The 14,505-nt window shown below is 67.1% G+C and carries 12 protein-coding genes; 7 read left to right on the top strand and 5 right to left on the bottom strand.

The annotated features are described in order from the left end of the window. Window positions 1-21: 21 nt before the first annotated feature. The gene (gap, locus tag NWF24_RS32570; RefSeq protein WP_093076388.1) at window positions 22-1,023 is read right to left on the bottom strand and encodes a type I glyceraldehyde-3-phosphate dehydrogenase; all 1,002 of its coding nucleotides are present in this window, start codon (window positions 1,021-1,023) and stop codon (window positions 22-24) included. Between the two features lie 54 nt (window positions 1,024-1,077). Beyond that, window positions 1,078-3,132, bottom strand: coding sequence for a transketolase (gene tkt, locus NWF24_RS32565; protein WP_258352126.1), 2,055 nt, complete (start codon window positions 3,130-3,132; stop codon window positions 1,078-1,080). Between the two features lie 145 nt (window positions 3,133-3,277). On the opposite strand from tkt, the gene speD reads away from it, so the two are divergent. The 4 genes from speD to NWF24_RS32545 are packed head-to-tail and all read left to right on the top strand — an operon-like array spanning window position 3,278 to window position 6,374. After that, a complete protein-coding gene (gene speD, locus NWF24_RS32560) occupies window positions 3,278-3,658 on the top strand; it encodes an adenosylmethionine decarboxylase (protein WP_258352125.1) in 381 nt (126 codons plus the stop codon). 14 nt (window positions 3,659-3,672) lie between these two features. Next, window positions 3,673-4,386 carry a nucleotidyltransferase family protein gene (locus NWF24_RS32555; RefSeq protein WP_309148892.1) on the top strand — a complete coding sequence of 238 codons (714 nt, stop codon included), beginning with the start codon at window positions 3,673-3,675 and terminating at the stop codon, window positions 4,384-4,386. Further along, entirely contained in the window at window positions 4,383-5,786 is a 1,404-nt protein-coding gene (locus tag NWF24_RS32550) for an aminopeptidase P N-terminal domain-containing protein (RefSeq protein WP_258352124.1), read from the top strand. The genes NWF24_RS32555 and NWF24_RS32550 overlap by 4 nt, the downstream gene beginning before the upstream one ends. A gap of 12 nt (window positions 5,787-5,798) precedes the next feature. Continuing rightward, window positions 5,799-6,374, top strand: coding sequence for a hypothetical protein (locus NWF24_RS32545; protein ID WP_258352123.1), 576 nt, complete (start codon window positions 5,799-5,801; stop codon window positions 6,372-6,374). On the opposite strand, the gene NWF24_RS32540 is transcribed toward NWF24_RS32545, so the two are convergent. Together NWF24_RS32540 and NWF24_RS32535 are read right to left on the bottom strand one after the other, a co-directional pair. Continuing rightward, the gene (locus tag NWF24_RS32540; RefSeq protein WP_258352122.1) at window positions 6,328-7,308 is read right to left on the bottom strand and encodes a LysR family transcriptional regulator; all 981 of its coding nucleotides are present in this window, start codon (window positions 7,306-7,308) and stop codon (window positions 6,328-6,330) included. The genes NWF24_RS32545 and NWF24_RS32540 overlap by 47 nt on opposite strands. A gap of 53 nt (window positions 7,309-7,361) precedes the next feature. Continuing rightward, window positions 7,362-9,359 carry a phosphatase PAP2 family protein gene (locus tag NWF24_RS32535; protein ID WP_258352121.1) on the bottom strand — a complete coding sequence of 666 codons (1,998 nt, stop codon included), beginning with the start codon at window positions 9,357-9,359 and terminating at the stop codon, window positions 7,362-7,364. A gap of 171 nt (window positions 9,360-9,530) precedes the next feature. Between NWF24_RS32535 and NWF24_RS32530 the strand changes: the two genes are divergently transcribed. Together NWF24_RS32530 and NWF24_RS32525 are read left to right on the top strand one after the other, a co-directional pair. Continuing rightward, on the top strand, window positions 9,531-10,178 hold the full coding sequence (locus NWF24_RS32530; RefSeq protein WP_258352120.1) for a response regulator transcription factor: 648 nt from the start codon (window positions 9,531-9,533) through the stop codon (window positions 10,176-10,178). Window positions 10,179-10,376: 198 nt separating this feature from the next. Next, window positions 10,377-11,414, top strand: coding sequence for a hypothetical protein (locus NWF24_RS32525; protein ID WP_258352119.1), 1,038 nt, complete (start codon window positions 10,377-10,379; stop codon window positions 11,412-11,414). Here the strand turns inward: NWF24_RS32525 and NWF24_RS32520 are convergent, their stop codons facing one another. Next, entirely contained in the window at window positions 11,415-13,169 is a 1,755-nt protein-coding gene (locus NWF24_RS32520) for an ATP-binding response regulator (protein WP_258352118.1), read from the bottom strand. Between the two features lie 253 nt (window positions 13,170-13,422). Here NWF24_RS32520 and NWF24_RS32515 point away from each other — a divergent pair, with 253 nt between their 5' ends. Then, window positions 13,423-14,490, top strand: a complete 1,068-nt coding sequence (locus NWF24_RS32515; protein WP_258352117.1) for an aldo/keto reductase — start codon at window positions 13,423-13,425, stop codon at window positions 14,488-14,490. Window positions 14,491-14,505 lie beyond the last annotated feature (15 nt).

Genomic DNA, 14,505 nt, shown 5'->3' with positions numbered 1-14,505 from the left:
TTTCGTTGAAGCCGCGAAGCCTTACTTCGAAACAACCTTCACCATCTCCAGGCACTTGTTCGAGTAGCCCCATTCGTTGTCGTACCAGCTCACGAGCTTCACGAAGGTGCCGTCGAGCGCGATGCCGGCTTCGGCGTCGAAGATCGAAGTGCGCGGGTCGCCGCGGAAGTCGGTGGCCACGACCTTGTCTTCGGTGTAGCCCAGCACGCCCTTGAGCGCGCCTTCGCTCTGTGCCTTCATTTCGGCGCAGATTTCCTTGTACGTGGCTTCCTTCACCAGCTCGACCGTCAGGTCGACCACCGACACATCGGAGGTCGGCACGCGGAAGCTCATGCCCGTGAGCTTCTTGTTGAGCTCGGGGATCACCACGCCCACGGCCTTGGCGGCACCGGTGCTCGAGGGAATGATGTTTTCCAGGATGCCGCGGCCGCCGCGCCAGTCCTTGTTGCTCGGGCCGTCCACGGTCTTCTGCGTGGCGGTGGCTGCGTGCACGGTGGTCATCAGGCCGCGCTTGATGCCCCACTTGTCGTTCAGCACCTTGGCCAGCGGGGCCAGGCAGTTGGTGGTGCAGCTGGCGTTGCTGACGATGGCTTCGCCGGCGTACTTCTTGTCGTTCACGCCGTAGACGAACATGGGGGTGTCGTCCTTCGACGGTGCCGACAGAATGACCTTCTTGGCGCCCGCGTCGATGTGCTTCTGCGCCGTTTCCTTGGTGAGGAACAGGCCCGTCGATTCGAGCACGACGTCGGCGCCGACTTCGTTCCACTTCAGTTGCGCGGGGTCGCGCTCCTGCGTCAAGCGGATCTTCTTGCCGTTCACGATCAGCGTGTTGCCTTCAACCGTGACTTCGCCCTTGAAGCGGCCATGCACCGAGTCGTACTGGAGCATGTAGGCGAGGTAGTCGGGCTCGAGCAAGTCGTTGATGGCAACGATCTCGATGTCGTTCTTGAAGTTCTGCACTGCTGCGCGCAGCACGTTGCGACCGATGCGGCCGAAGCCGTTGATACCGAGTTTGATAGCCATCTGACTTGCTCCTAAGGTTGAAAAACTTGTTTGTCGTGAACCGGCACGATCCGATCAGTCGCGCAATGCCGCTTCCACCGTGGCGGCAACGTTCTCTGCCGTGAATCCGAAGTACTTGAACAGCTCCGGCGCGGGCGCCGATTCGCCGTACGTGTCGATGCCGACGACGGCGGCGCAGCCGTACTTCCACCAGCCGCCGGTGCAGCCCATTTCGACGGCGATGCGCGGCAGTTTCTTCGGCAGCACGGCCTTTTTGTAGGCGAGGTCCTGGCGGTCGAAGGTGGTGGTCGAGGGCATCGACACCACGCGCACGGCGATCTTCTTGTCGGCCAGCAGCTTCTGCGCGGCAATCGCGAGCTGCACTTCCGAACCGGTGGCGATGATCACGGCCACGGTCTTCTTGTTCTTCAGGCCGACGGCTTCCGGCTCGGACAGCACGTAGGCGCCGCGGCTGATGTCGCCGAGTTCGCTCTTCGCCGCGTAGGCGATGTTCTGGCGGCTCAGCAGCAGCGCAGTTGGGCGCGACTGGTTCTGCAGCGCCACGGCCCAGGCCACGGCGGTTTCCGCCGTGTCGCCCGGACGCCAGACGTCGAGATTCGGAATGAGGCGCAGCGAGGCGGCGTGCTCGATCGACTGGTGCGTCGGGCCGTCTTCGCCGAGGCCGATGGAGTCGTGCGTGAACACGTGCACCACGCGGCGCTTCATCAGCGCGGCCATGCGGATGGCGTTGCGGCTGTAGTCGCTGAAGGTGAGGAAGGTGCCGCCGTAGGGGATGTAGCCGCCATGCAGCGACACGCCGTTCATGATGGCGGCCATGCCGAATTCGCGCACGCCGTAGTTGATGTGGCGGCCGATCTGGCCTTCGGGGTGCTGTTCGGTGGGCTCGGTGCGGACCACGGCGCCGGTCTTCGAATCGAAGCGCAGAGCGGCGGTGCTCTTGGTGTTGGTGAGGTTCGAGCCGGTCAGGTCGGCGCTGCCGCCGAGCATTTCGGGCAGCGCGGCCGTGAAGGCTTCGAGCGCGAGCTGGCTGGCCTTGCGGCTGGCGACGGTCTCGGCCTTGGTGTGGGCGGCGACCACGGTGTCGAAAGCGACCTGGTGGAAGTCCTTGGGCAGCTCGCCCTTCATGCGGCGGGTGAACTCGGCAGCCAGTTCGGGGAACGCGGCGGCGTAGGCGGCGAACTTGTCGTTCCAGGCGGCTTCGGTCTTGGCGCCAGCGGCCTTGTGGTCCCAGTCGGCGTACACCTCGGCCGGGATCTCGAAGGGCGGGTAGTGCCAGTCGATGGCGTCGCGCGTGAGCTTGATTTCTTCGGCGCCGAGCGCCTCGCCGTGCGCCTTGGCGGTGCCGGCGCGGTTCGGGCTGCCCTTGCCGATGACGGTCTTGCAGTTGATCAGCGTGGGCTTGTCGGTCGACTGCTTGGCCTTGGCGATGGCCTTGGACACTTCGGCGGCGTCGTTGCCGTCGATCGGGCCGATCACGTGCCAGCCATAGGCGTGGAAGCGTTCGGCCACGTTGTCGATGTACCAGGGCTTGACCTGGCCGTCGATGCTGATGCCGTTGTCGTCGTACAGCGCAATCAGCTTGTTCAGGTGCCAGGCGCCGGCCAGTGCGCAGGCTTCGTGGCTGATGCCTTCCATCATGCAGCCGTCGCCCAGGAAGGCGTAGGTGTGATGGTCGACCACGTCGTGGTCCTTGCGGTTGAACTCGGCGGCGAGCAGCTTCTCGGCCAGCGCGAAGCCCACGGCGTTGGTGATGCCCTGGCCCAGCGGGCCGGTGGTGGTTTCCACGCCCGGGGTCACGTCGACTTCAGGATGGCCGGCGGTCTTGCTGTGCAGCTGGCGGAAGTTCTTGAGCTCGCCAATGGGCAGGTCGTAGCCGGTGAGATGCAGCACGGAGTACAGCAGCATCGAGGCATGGCCGTTCGAGAGCACGAAGCGGTCGCGGTCGAACCAGTGCGGGTTGGCGGGGTTGTAGCGCAGGTGTTCGCCCCAGAGTGCGACGGCCATGTCGGCCATGCCCATCGGTGCGCCCGGATGTCCGGAATTTGCTTGTTGGACGGCATCCATAGCCAGAGCGCGGATTGCGTTGGCCATCAGGGCGTGGTTTGCCATGTGCGGTGGACTTTCGGAGGGAAAAGGGAGGATTGGGGTCGGGAGAACCCGTGATTTTACCGGGCGAGCCCCGACCGCCCCCGATACAGCCTGAACACCCTTCCGATGTTCTTGTGCGGCGGGCGGACTGCTAGAGTTGCCACCCATGCATGGGCTGCACCTCACCGCCGACCTTCACGACTGCCAATGCGGCCTTCAATGGCTCACCGACGGCCCCGCCTTGGGGGCGGTCTGCATCAAGGCGGTGTCGGCCGCGGGGCTGCAGGCGGTGGGCAAGATAGTTCACTCCTTTCCCGCCACGCCGCAGGGGCCGGGCGGGGTCACGGCCACGGTGCTGCTGGCCGAATCGCACCTGTGCATCCACACCTGGCCCGAGCAGCGCGGCGTGACGCTCGATGTGTACGTCTGCAACTTCGGCGGCGACCATTCGGCCAAGGCGCATGCGCTGATGGAGTGCCTGATTTCGGTGTTCCAGCCCCGTCATAGCGAGCGCAACGAACTGCGGCGCGGGCAGATCGCAGCGTGAGCGCCGTGCGGGCCATGATCCTGGCCGCCGGGCGCGGCGAGCGGATGCGGCCGCTGACCGACGCCACGCCCAAGCCCCTGCTCGAAGTGCGCGGCAAGCCCCTGATGCAGTGGCCGATGGAGGCGCTGGCCGCTGGCGGCTTCACCGAACTGGTGGTCAACACCGACTGGCTCGGCGCGCAGATTTCTGACCGCTTCGGCCCGAATCCATTGCTGAGCGGGCGTGTTGCGCTATCGATTTCATACTCCGACGAAGGCCGCGACTTCGGCGGCGCACTCGAAACGGCCGGCGGCATCGTGCGTGCGCTGCCCCTGCTTGGCGATGTGTTCTGGGTCGCGGCCGGCGACGTGTTCGCGCCCGATTTCGCGTTCGCACAGGCCTCGGTCGACCGTTTCATCGCCAGCGGCAAGCTCGCGCACCTGTGGCTGGTGCCGAACCCGGCGCACAACCTCAAGGGCGATTTCGGCCTCTCGGCGGGCGGCCTCGCGCTCAACACGGCCGACCAGAAGTTCACCTTCTCGACCATCGGCCTCTACCGAGCCGCACTCTTCGCGCCGCCGTACTGCGACATCCCGCCCGGCAACCCGGCCGGCCGCAAAGCCCCATTGGCGCCGATCCTGCGCGCCGCGATGGACAATGAACTCGTGAGCGCCGAGCTCTACACCGGCCCCTGGACCGATGTGGGCACCCCCGAACGACTCGCCCAACTGAACACCACGCCAAGATGACTTCAGCAGCAGCCTCCACGATGACGATCTACGCCGAGCGCCGCGCGCGCCTCGCCTCGCAACTGGGCAAGGATGGCATCGCGATCATCCCGACCGCGCCCGAGCGTCCGCGCAACCGCGACACCGACTTCCTGTACCGCCACGACAGCTACTTCTATTACCTGACCGGCTTCACCGAGCCCAACGCCTGGCTGGTGCTGGCAGGCGACGGCCGCGCCACGCTGTTCTGCGCGCCGAAAGACCTGGAGCGCGAGATCTGGGACGGCTACCGCCTCGGCCCCGACGCGGCGCCCGCGGCACTCGGCGTCGACGAGGCCTTCTCGGTCACCGACCTCGACGCGAAGCTGCCCAAGCTGCTCGAGAACCGCTCGACCGTGTGGTTCCCGTTCGCCATCCACAAGGGCCTGGAGACCCGCATCGACGGCTGGCTGCAGTCGGTGCGCGCCCGCGTGCGCTACGGCGCGCTGTGCCCCGAGGAGCAGCGCGACCTGTGCGGCCCGCTCGACGAGATGCGCCTGATCAAGGACGCGCACGAACAAGACATCATGCGCCGCGCCGCGCAGATCAGCGCCCGCGCGCACGTCCGCGCCATGCAGCTCTCGGCCCGCATGCTGCGCGAGGGCAAGGATGCGCGCGAGTACCACCTCGACGCCGAGCTGCTGCACGAGTTCCGCTTGGGCGGCTCGCAGTACCCGGCCTACTACTCCATCGTCGCGGCCGGCGCCAATGCCTGCGTGCTGCACTACCGCGCCGACGCGGCGCCGGTGCGCAAGGGCGAGCTGGTGCTGATCGATGCCGGCTGCGAGCTCGACGGCTATGCCAGCGACATCACCCGCACCTTCCCGGGCGACGGCAAGTTCAGCGGCCCGCAGCGCGCGCTGTACGACCTGGTGCTGGCCAGCCAGGACGCCGCGGCCGCCGCCACCAAGGCGGGCAATCGTTTCACCGACCCGCACGACGCCGCCGTGAAGGTGCTGGCGCAGGGCATGCTCGACTTCGGCCTGCTCGATGCCAACAAGGTCGGCGGCGTGCAGGACGTGATCGACTCGCGCGCCTACTTCCAGTTCTACATGCACCGCACCGGCCACTGGCTCGGCATGGACGTGCACGACTGCGGCAGCTACGTCGAGCCCACGCAGGTCGGCGAAGTGAGCGAGCGGAAAGATCCGCTGTCGAACGAAGTCATCAAGAACCGGCCCAGTCGCATCCTGCATCCCGGCATGGTGCTGACGCTGGAGCCCGGCATCTACGTGCGGCCCGCCGACGGCGTGCCGGAGCAGTTCCACAACATCGGCATCCGCATCGAGGACGACGCGATCGTTACGGCCACCGGCTGCGAGCTCATTTCGCGCGGCGTGCCGGTGAAGGCGGACGAGATCGAGGCGCTGATGCGGGCCTGACGCCCGGACGCCATGAACGTCCAGCCGCTGGCCGCCCGCTACGCCATCGAAACGACGCCCGGCGGCGGGCTTCGGGCCGTGGTGCCCGCGCGCAAGCACTGGCTGTTTCTGCTCTTCATGTGCGTGTGGCTGACTGGCTGGTGCTTCGGCGAGTTCACGGCCGCGAACCAGCTACTGCACCCGAGCCGCCACGACACCGACCGGTGGTTCCTCACGCTCTGGCTCACGGGCTGGACCCTGGGTGGTGCATGGGCATTCTTCTGCGTGCTGTGGCAAGTCTTCGGCCGCGAACTGATTTCGGTCGAAGAAGGGTCGCTGGTTCATCGCGTGGAAATCTGGGGCCTGGGGCGCACGCGCGCCTATGCGGTGCATGCGATTTCGCGCTTGCGGGTCGTCGAGTTCTCGTTCGATATCTTCCGCAATCAACGCGCGTCGATGCCGCCGCTGTTCGGCGCGGGCATGGGACTGATCGCGTTCGACTACGGGCAGCGCAGCTTCAGGATCGCGCCTTCGCTCGACGAGGCCGAGGCCCGTTCGCTGATCACGATCTTGGCCGAGCGGTTGCCGCGCGCTGCGCGCGAGCTGTAGCAGCCGACGCATTCTTGACGGCCCGCTGCGACACCGGCGGCGGCGCATGCCGCGCATGCAGGAAGTCGATGAACACCCGCAGCTTGCGCGGCATCTGCGCACGGCTCGGGTAGTACAGGTAGAAGCCCGGAAAGGTCGGCCACCAGGCCTCCAGCAGCGGCACCAGCTTGCCGCTTGCAAAGTCTTCGCGCACCGCACCCTCGAAAGACGTTGCAATGCCCGCACCCGAACGTGCTGCCGCCAGCAGCAGGTCGCTGTCGTTGCTGATCAGCGGGCCGGCGAGTTCGACGTCCAGCACGCGCCCGTCCTGCGCGTATTCCCATCGATAGATGCCGCCTGTGGTCAAGCGGTAGTTCAGGCACTGGTGCTCGCGCAGGTCTTCGGGCGTGCGCGGCAGCTTGCGTCCCTTCAGATAGCTGGGCGCCGCGTAGGTCACCATGCGCACCGGCCCGCCCACCGGCACGGCGATCACGTCCTGCGCCAGGCTTTCGCCCAGGCGAATGCCGGCATCGAAGCCGCCTTCCACGAGATCGACCATGCGGTTGTCGCAGACAAACTCGAGCGTGATGTCCGGATAGGCGGCGGCGAAGGCGCCGAAGTGCGGAAAGAAGAGCAGCTCGGCCGCCACGCGCGAGACGTTCAGGCGCAACAGGCCGGCAGGCTTGTCGCGCGCCTCGTCGATGCCTTCGACCGCCTGCGCGAGCGCGGCCAGCGCGGGCTGCGCGCCTTCGAGAAACTGCTGGCCCAGCTCCGTCACGCCGACGCGGCGCGTGGTGCGGTCGAGCAGGCGCACGCCTAGCTTCTGTTCGAGCGTGCGCATGGTCTGCGAGAGGGCCGAGGGCGACACGCCCAGCTCCTGCGCGGCGCGCGTGAAGCTGGCGTGGTGCGCCACGCGGGCGAAGGCGGCAATGGCGGGCAGGAGCTCGGGGGACATGGCGGCCATTATGAAGACGGGCTTCACAAAGAAGCCATGGCAGCCACCCTAGCTCATGCGTCGAAGCGCACGACGAGCTGCGTTCCCGTATAGGTCGGCGTGACCTTGAAGCCCGGCGCATTGATGGCCGAGAACCGGCCGGTCAGCGCGCCGCTGCTGATGACGGTGAGCGTGTCGCCCGCGCTGGGCGCAAAGCCGGGCTTGAAGCTCAGGGTCAGCGTTCCGTCCAGCGCGGCCACGCCGGCCACGCTCAGGCGGCCGGCACCATTGCCGCCGAGATTCAGCTGCAGCGTGGTGCCTGCCAGCTGCGTGTAGGCGCCCGCCATCGTGACCGCCGAAGGCGCATTGCAGACCAGCGTGCCGCCACCGACGTAGACATTGCCCTTGCCGAAGGCCGCCGCAGCGTCTGCCTGCAGCGTGCCTTCCACGAGCTGCGTGCCGCCCGCGTAGCTGTTGCTGCCGCCGAGCGCGAGCGTGCCGCTGCCCTTCTTGGTGAGCTTGCCGGCGCCGGAGATGTTGTTGCGCCAGCTGTCCATCGCATTGAAGCCGCCGAGGCTGGCGTCCATGGTCACGACCACGTCGCCGTTGAAGACGCCGTAGCCGTCGGCCGCGTCGAACAGGTTGAGGCGGCCCCAGCCTTCGGGGTCGTCCATCACCGGGTAGCCCGAAGCCACCGCCGTGGTCTTGAGCACCACGCGGCGCTGGGTGGCGTCGAGGTAGGGCAGGCGCGTTTCGAGCAGCACTTCGGCGCCCTTGGGCACCACGGCGGGCTTGGTCGCATCGGCCACCTGCTTGAAGCCGAAGGTCAGGCGGCGCAAATAGTCGGCCTTGCTCGCGGCATGGTCGGCGAAGCGATCAGTCGCGGTGCCCTGTGAATGGGCAAAGTTGTTGAAGGCGGCTGCATCGCTCGCACCCACCGCGGCCATCAGCACGGACTGCGCCTGCGCATACGCTGCGCTCTTGCGCGCAACGTTGGCGCCAGTGGCCAGGCTCGCGGCCGCCGCGGCCTGACCCTGTATGCGGCCGCCGACCACGTCCAGCGGCGAATGCATGCCCGCCAGGATTCGGTTCTCGCCGAGCTCTAGGCCTCGCGCCACCATCTCCTGAAAGCGCTGCGGCACCACGTAGCCGAACGCGATGGCCTTGCGCACGGCCTCGGCCGTGTGGCCGCTCACGAAGCCGCCGTCGGTGGTGGGCGTGCTGCTCTTGGCGGGCTCCAGCGCAGGCACCACCTTCACGCTGCTGCTCCAGCGCCATGGGCGCGCGTACTTGTAATAGCGCTTGGCGGGTTCGGTGGAGGCGTTCTCGCCGATGTTGTTGAGCAGGTCCACCACGGTGCCGAAGGTGGGGTTGGCTGCGCCAGGCACGCCGATGTCGCTGCCGCCGTCGTTGTAGAGCACGGTGGTGGCGTCGGCGGCGATGCCGGTGATGGTGGTGCTCTGCTGCGTGGCAGTGCGCCAGGCACTGGTAAGCGGCCCCATGCCGTCGCTGATGCTGTAGCCCTTGCCGCGGCGGTCGTCCAGGTAGGCGGCCAGCTCCTGCGCACTGGTGCGCGCATTGGTGGCGTCGACGACGTACTGGATATTGCTGTTCAGCACCCCGCTGTTGAGGATCTTGCCGTCCGTGGCGTCGCCCGGAATACCGCTCCACGTGGATGCAACGACAGCCGGAAAGCTGCCCTGCGCAGGGGCCGATACGCCTGCGTCGACCAGCAGCGTGCTGGGCTGCCAGAAGTCGAGGAAGCCCGCCACCACACGCACGCCGGCATTCGTTTCCTTGGTCGCATAGCGCGCATCGCCGCGCTGGTTGGTCGCGACGTTGTCGACGAAGGGCGGTATGGCGACCGTATCGGGCACGGGCGCGGTGTCGGTGAAGCCCAGGTCCTTCGGCGGACCGGCCACGACAACGGCGGGCGGATTCGTGGTGGCCGGCGGCGTGCCGGTGATGGGGAACGAGGCGCCGCCGTCGCCGCCTCCTCCGCATGCCGAAAGGCAGAGTGCCGCGACAAGAGTGATGGCGAAGGGCCGGCTGAAAGACGAAAGGGGCGACATGGCGAAGTGAATGGAAAGATTGAAAACGCAAACGGACCGGACCGGTCGTCCGATGCAGTCCGCGCAATCTATCCACGCAACAAGTCGTTTTTATTAATAATCATCCGGCCGAGGGCACAGGTAGAGTCCCGAGCCAGTTAACAAGAGCCCGCCCGGGTCATTTCCCAGCCCATGCCCACCATCCTGCTGATCGACGATCACGCCATGTTCCGCGAGGGCCTGGCATTGGCCTTGCGCCAGGAAGATCCCACCCTTGTGATCGAGACAGCCGGCAATGGCACCGAAGCGCTGGCCATGCTTGCGCAGATGCCGTCGGTGCCCGATGCGGTGATGACGGACTTCTACCTGCCCGACGTGGCGGGCGCCGCGCTCCTGGGCCAGTTGCGCCGGCGCCGGGCCGGCCTGCGCATCCTCGTGCTGTCGGCATCCGAAGATCCGCAGGACGCCGAAACCGCGCTGGCCGAAGGCGCGCACGGCTTCGTGCACAAGTCGGCCGACAGCAGGCAGCTGATGGATGCCCTGCGCCGCGTCATGCAGGGGCAAAGCGGCGTGGTGTGGGCATCGCCGCTCGGCCCGGCATCGATGCCGATCCTGGCGGGCGCCGTCGATCCGCTGACCCGCCTGTCCGCGCGCCAGACGGAGGTGCTGCACTTGCTGTGCGAGGGCCTGCGCAACGCCGACATCGCGCAGCGGCTGAGCACCACCGAGCGAACCGTGAAGGCGCACATCTCGGCCATCTTCGCCGGGCTCGAGGTGAACAGCCGCACCCAGGCCGTGATCGTGGCCCGCCGTGCCGGGCTCCTGGGCCGCCCTCGCTAGTTTGTGTGATGGCGCCTGTCATTGGCCTTTGGTTCAATGCGCCGCACACGAGCCCGGCCTAGCATCGAGGCCGATCGCTCCGCCACCACACACACCGAGAGTTCTGCATACATGCTTGATATTCCGCAAACCAGATTCGACGAGCTCGGAAAGAGCCTCTGCGAGTACTACGAGAAAGAAATGTCGGCAGGTGTGCGCATGCTCCTTGACCGGATGCGCACCAAGGACTGGGGCGTGGTGAGCGCGGCCGTCGTCCAGAAGACCGACCTGGTCGAGCGGACCTGGGATGCCTTCCGCGCCAAGTCGAACGACAGCTTCAGCGTGCCGTTCAAGAAGAAGCTCACCATGCTGCTGGGCGAGTACTGCGGCAACACAGCCGACATGCAGAAGCTGGTGCTCAAGGGCGTTGCCGCCGTGGCCAAGGCGGGGCTGGGCGCCATTCCGGTGCCCGGCGCCAAGTACCTCAAGCAGGTGGTGACTGGCACCATCAAGCTCGGGGGCCTGATCGTCGGCGAGGCCGAAGGCGGCCTCGACCGCTACCTGCACGGCAAGAGCATCCGTGAGGCCGACGGCGTGATCGCCAAGCGCGGCAACGAGGACGCCGCAGCGCTCTTTCGCGATGACCGCGATGCGATGGCCGCCGCGGAAGCGGCCATGTCGCAGTACAAGCACATCGCCAATCTGATCAATTCCATGCCGGACCAGATCACCGGCCTGAACGACGCCGTGCTCTATCCGGGCGTGGCGGCCAAGGTGCGCATGGCCGCGTCCGACCTGCGCCAGCAGCTCATCAAGATCAACGCCTACGTGGAAGGCATGCAAGTGCGTGCCGAGCGCGTTGCCGAGCTGATGCACAAGGACACCGACCAGATCTCGGAACGCATGGTCGATATCGCCAAGGACGTGGTGTTCAACGCTTATCACACGGCCCGCGCGGATGCCCGACAGGTGTTGACGGGTATGAACCCCAAGGGCAAGCCGTACCAGCCCGGCAGCAAGCCGGTGCTCAAGCCGCCGTCGGCGAACGAGGGCGGCGCCACGCAGCTGGCCAACCTGGTCGCCTATGCGCTGGCGCTGGGCAACTACGACGCCTTCGAAATTTCGGCGCCCACGCTGGTGTCTTCTTCCAATCCCGCCGTGCCTGTCGGCCGTTCACTCGGCAATGCCGTGGCGCCCATCGGCGGGCAGCCGCCGCGCATCCCGCCACCGGTGCCACCGCGGCCCTGGGTCCGCTGATCAGGCCAGCAGCTGCGCCATTGCCGCGCGCAGCAGCGCCGGGTCCACCGGCTTGTGCAGCAACGGCCATCCGCGCGCGGCCACCTCGATCAGGCGCTGCGGATCGGTATCGCCGCTGACCAGCAACGCGGGAATGGCGTCGTCGTTGTATTCCTCGTGCAGGCGGTCGATGGCCTCGATGCCGGTCTCATGCTCGCGCAGGCGGTAGTCGCTGACGATGAGGCTCGGCTTGCCGGGCGTCGCGGCGGTCAGCTCGAGCATTTCGGCTGCGCCGGCAGCGGCGATCACGCGATGGCCCCAGCCTTGCAGCAGCAGCTGCAGACCGTGGCGACTGGGCGCATCGTCCTCGATCACGAGGATGAGTGCGGACTCCGACTCTGCCTGCGGGAGCGCCTGCGAAGCCGTGTCCGGGGCCGCGCCATGCACGGGGGCGCCGACTTTCGCCGTCGGCACCGTCAACGCAAAGACGGTGCCCCGCCCGACACGCGATCGCATCGCAAGCGGATGCTTCAGCAATGCAGCCGTGCGGCGCACGATGGCCAAGCCCAGACCCAATCCCTTGGCACGGTCACGTTCGGGGTTGCCCAGCTGGTGGAACTCCCAGAACACGCGCTCATGCTCCTCGGGCGGAATGCCGGGGCCGGTGTCCCACACCTCGACGCGAAGGGCATTGCCCGCGCGCCGACAGCCAACCAGCACGCCGCCGTGCTTCGTGTGGCGGATGGCGTTGTCCACCAGGTTGCGCAGGATGCGGTCGAGCAGCGCCGGGTCGGACAGCACCGAGGCATCGGAAGGCCGCATGCGCAGCGCCAGAGAACGGGCCGCGGCCTGCGGCGCGAACTCCAGCGCGATCTGCTCCAACAGTCCGGCCAGCGCAACAGGCTGCACCCGCGCCCGCACCACGCCGGCATCCAGCCGCGAGAGGTTGAGCAGGCCTTCGAACAACGCGCCCATGGCCTGCGTCGCACGCGAGATGTTGTCCACCAGATGGCGGCTGAGCGAAGGCAGCGCCTGTTCGCGCAGCACGCCGACGAACAAGCTCAGGGCATGCACCGGCTGTCGCAGGTCGTGGCTGGCAGCAGCCAGAAAGCGTGACTTGGCAAGGTCGCTGCGCTCGGCGGCTTCCTTCTCCAGTTGCAGCTGCTTCAGGAGGTCGAGGTTCTCGAAGCCCAGCCGCAGGGAGTCGACCTGCGTGCGGTGCATGCGGTGCGCAAAGGCCAGGGTCACGAAGAGATAGAGCACGCCAGCAAACGCCATCACCTCCAGCAGCGGCTCCTGAAGAAAGGCCATCGAAATCATGGACGGCAGGAAGTACGGCACCTGGAAGCCGTAGAGCAGCGGAAGGTCGATGCAGTAGGCATAGATGGCGCCCGTTCCCATGGTCAGCAATGCGATGACCAGGAACATCTGATGGGCCATGGGCACGCTCAGCATCCACCAGGCAATGGGCAGCCCCCACAGCAGGCCGCCGAGCACCGTGCCTGCCAGCGTGTAGCGGCGCCAGCGATGCAGGGCCGCGCCATCTTTCGCGAGGCGGTAGCGCCACGCACCCCAGCCACGAGCGGCGGTCAGCACTGCGTTGGCTGCGGCCCAGGCGGCCAGCTGCGCATGCGGCACAACGCGGTACAGCGCTGCGATGACCAGCGCCACGGTCAGCATGACGCCGAGCAATGCGAAGGGCAGATTGCGCCGCAGCGCGGCCATGCGGGAGGCGAACACCGGATCGTCGGAGGGCGCGGGCGGCGAAGTACTCATCGGATGGTCAAGGCCAAGGCGTGAAAACGGCCAGCCCCGTGAGGTCGACTGGCCGCAGCAACAAGGAAATCCGGATGCTGATGCAAGCCATCGAGCCCGTCATCGGACTTTAGTCCAATGCGCCGCCAGGTCCTGCGTCTTGAAGCGCGGCTTCATAAAGCTTGAAGGTGGCACGGCTTTGTTCCACAACGCCCGGCAGGTAACTTTATCGCCAGGCCAACGCTGCCATCTCAACTCGAAAAGGACATTCACCATGAAGCTCGACAACTACCTCACCCTCGGCCGCTCCGGCCTGCGCGTCAGCCCCATGTCGCTGGGCACGATGACCTTCGGCCAGGAATGGGGCTGGGGCGCGGACGCGGGCGAATCGCGCCGCATGTTCGATGCGTATGTGGAGCGCGGCGGCAACTTCATCGACACCGCCAACTTCTATACCAACGGCAGTTCCGAACGGCTGCTGGGCCAGTTCATCGCCGACAGGCGCGAGTCGGTGGTCGTGGCCACCAAGTACTCGCTCAACATGCAGCCAGGCAACCCGAACGCGGGCGGCAACCACCGCCGCAACATGGTCCGCTCGGTGGAGGCCAGCCTGAAGCGCCTGGGCACCGACTACATCGACCTGCTGTACCTGCACATCTGGGACAACCTGACGCCCTTCGACGAAGTGATGCGCGCCTTCGACGATCTCGTGCGCTCAGGCAAGGTGCTTTACGCGGGCATCTCCGACACGCCGGCCTGGCAGGTCGCGCGCATGCAGACGCTGGCCGAGCTGCGCGGCTGGGCGCCGCTGGTGGCGCTGCAGATCGAGTACAGCCTGATCGAACGCACCGTGGAGCGCGAGCTGCTGCCGATGGCGCGCGAGCTCGGGCTGGGCGTGATGGCGTGGTCGCCGCTGGGCAGCGGTGTGCTGTCGGGCAAGTACACGCGCGCCGACCTGGACTATCGCAAGGACCCCGATTCGGGCGTGACCGGCTCGCGCAAGGACGTGGCAGCAGGCAACGGCGCGCTGACCGCCCGCTCGCTCGACATCGCCGAGGTGGTCGCGCAGGTCGCGAAGGAGCAGGGCCGCTCGCCCGCGCAGATTGCACTGGCGTGGCTGCTGCACCGCAGCGCGCCGACGGTGATGCCGATCATCGGCGCGCGCACCTTCGCTCAGTTCGAGGACAACCTTGGTGCGCTCGATGTAGAGCTCGACGGCTCCGCGCTGCAGCGCCTCGATGCGGCCAGCGCCGTCGCGATGGGCTTCCCGCACGACTTCATGGCGCTGCCGATGACGCAGGGCGTGCTCTCGGGCGGCAGCTCGGTGCGGCGGCCGGCATGAAGAGCGCGATCTGCG

It is taken from the genome of Variovorax paradoxus (genome assembly GCF_024734665.1).
In the GTDB taxonomy this organism is placed as follows: domain Bacteria; phylum Pseudomonadota; class Gammaproteobacteria; order Burkholderiales; family Burkholderiaceae_C; genus Variovorax.
Note: the sequence above shows the minus strand (reverse complement) of the source record. Positions and strands in the feature narration are given on the sequence as shown.

Bases quoted from the DNA above. Each gene is read 5' to 3' on its own strand.
- gap (WP_093076388.1), bottom strand. From the start codon at position 1,023: ATGGCTATCAAACTCGGTATCAACGGCTTCGGCCGCATCGGTCGCAAC.
- tkt (WP_258352126.1), bottom strand. From the start codon at position 3,132: ATGGCAAACCACGCCCTGATGGCCAACGCAATCCGCGCTCTGGCTATG.
- speD (WP_258352125.1), top strand. From the start codon at position 3,278: ATGCATGGGCTGCACCTCACCGCCGACCTTCACGACTGCCAATGCGGC.
- NWF24_RS32555 (WP_309148892.1), top strand. From the start codon at position 3,673: ATGATCCTGGCCGCCGGGCGCGGCGAGCGGATGCGGCCGCTGACCGAC.
- NWF24_RS32550 (WP_258352124.1), top strand. From the start codon at position 4,383: ATGACTTCAGCAGCAGCCTCCACGATGACGATCTACGCCGAGCGCCGC.
- NWF24_RS32545 (WP_258352123.1), top strand. From the start codon at position 5,799: ATGAACGTCCAGCCGCTGGCCGCCCGCTACGCCATCGAAACGACGCCC.
- NWF24_RS32540 (WP_258352122.1), bottom strand. From the start codon at position 7,308: ATGTCCCCCGAGCTCCTGCCCGCCATTGCCGCCTTCGCCCGCGTGGCG.
- NWF24_RS32535 (WP_258352121.1), bottom strand. From the start codon at position 9,359: ATGTCGCCCCTTTCGTCTTTCAGCCGGCCCTTCGCCATCACTCTTGTC.
- NWF24_RS32530 (WP_258352120.1), top strand. From the start codon at position 9,531: ATGCCCACCATCCTGCTGATCGACGATCACGCCATGTTCCGCGAGGGC.
- NWF24_RS32525 (WP_258352119.1), top strand. From the start codon at position 10,377: ATGCTCCTTGACCGGATGCGCACCAAGGACTGGGGCGTGGTGAGCGCG.
- NWF24_RS32520 (WP_258352118.1), bottom strand. From the start codon at position 13,169: ATGAGTACTTCGCCGCCCGCGCCCTCCGACGATCCGGTGTTCGCCTCC.
- NWF24_RS32515 (WP_258352117.1), top strand. From the start codon at position 13,423: ATGAAGCTCGACAACTACCTCACCCTCGGCCGCTCCGGCCTGCGCGTC.